General features: G+C 42.2%; 2 protein-coding genes and 1 pseudogene. All 3 read left to right on the forward strand.

Going from position 1 to position 1,203, the window contains the following annotated elements; all coding sequences use genetic code 11:
* A pseudogene (locus R7P67_RS25225) lies at nt 1-237 on the forward strand (TIGR01666 family membrane protein); the annotation flags it as partial.
* A 253-nt stretch (nt 238-490) separates the two neighbouring features.
* Entirely contained in the window at nt 491-688 is a 198-nt protein-coding gene (locus R7P67_RS25230) for a hypothetical protein (RefSeq protein ID WP_017448124.1), read from the forward strand.
* A gap of 81 nt (nt 689-769) precedes the next feature.
* Nucleotides 770-1,069: a hypothetical protein gene (locus R7P67_RS25235; protein WP_017448123.1), complete on the forward strand. Its 300-nt coding sequence runs from the start codon at nt 770-772 to the stop codon at nt 1,067-1,069.
* The last annotated feature ends 134 nt before the right edge of the window (nt 1,070-1,203 follow it).

Here is a 1,203-nt window from a genome sequence, read left to right on the forward strand (position 1 = left end):
GATGCTCACCGTTGTATCCACCAGCATTTGGATGTGTTGCATCAACAATTACACCAACATTGCGAAGAGTGCGATTTATCCAACATTGACGATGCGGGACTTGAGCAGCGTTTGAACGAATGGCGCGATGAGGATGACAGCTCGGCGCGTATGGTGCTTCAACAACTCCACCTTATTTATCGCATGTTGCCTGAGCTTCACTCGCTGGCGAGCAAATTTGCCGTTCGTGTGAACTAACTCGACCTTAGAGAGACTAACTTAAAGGTGCATGTGACTTAACACGCGTTCTTTATGCAATTAGGGAAGCACTTTTGCTTCCCTTTTTTAATTTTAGATAACCCGAAGTAGGTAAAATTACCTTTCATAGGAAAAGTCTTACGTATCACTTAACGCACCTTGACAATACTCGGACAAAAAACCATCGATCAAATTCTAATCTAATTCTATTGAATAAGTATGTTGTGTGGCCACGGAGGCCGTTAGACAGGACATGAAGGATAAACCTGAGTACAGCGAGGATACAGAGATGAAAGCGCAACAATTTAAAGAGCTAAAAAAGAAGCTTGGAGACCTGACGGCAAGTCAGTTAAAAACATTGCAAGGCGAAATCAGCATGACGCTGAACAAAAAGGAAAAGCCATTGCTCTCCACTGAAGAGCGTGAAATGTTATCTAAACTGTTTGTTTGATTAAGTTATTGATATAAATCACTTGCACGTTTTATAAACGCTTCCTATGCTAACAGCAGCATAATAAGTGGAATTATAATCATGCCAGTTTCAGGGATTCACTCCGGTCAACAAATCATGCAGTTGTCGCACAAGATGGCGGATAAAGCTGCACATGAGATTCAACAAACCTTCGTAAAAGGCGGTGAAGACTTATCATTCAATAAAGTCGAACTCGCTAAAAACGTGGCTTTCGCCGCGACCCCTTCCCTAGCCGCACATGCCACTGTTATCGAACCTCTTATCGAAGTTACTCAAGCCGCAAGTTACAACCGTATTGGTGCGTCCGTTGTGGAAAAAAATAACGAGGTAATTGGCAGCCTTCTCGACATTCACGTCTAAAGAAACCAAGATAAAAATTATACCTAACTCCCTTTCCAGATATTCAAGAACACCAAACGCTAATAAGCGCAGCGGTCAAATCTAACCGCCGCACTTTTCATTTCTCAAGTCACTTTATCCGTTATCAATAACAC

This window comes from Vibrio sp. Vb0937 (assembly GCF_033338855.1).

What these genes read in the sequence shown, in the direction of transcription:
- R7P67_RS25230 (WP_017448124.1), top strand. Translation starts at nt 491, where the DNA reads ATGAAGGATAAACCTGAGTACAGCGAGGATACAGAGATGAAAGCGCAA.
- R7P67_RS25235 (WP_017448123.1), top strand. Translation starts at nt 770, where the DNA reads ATGCCAGTTTCAGGGATTCACTCCGGTCAACAAATCATGCAGTTGTCG.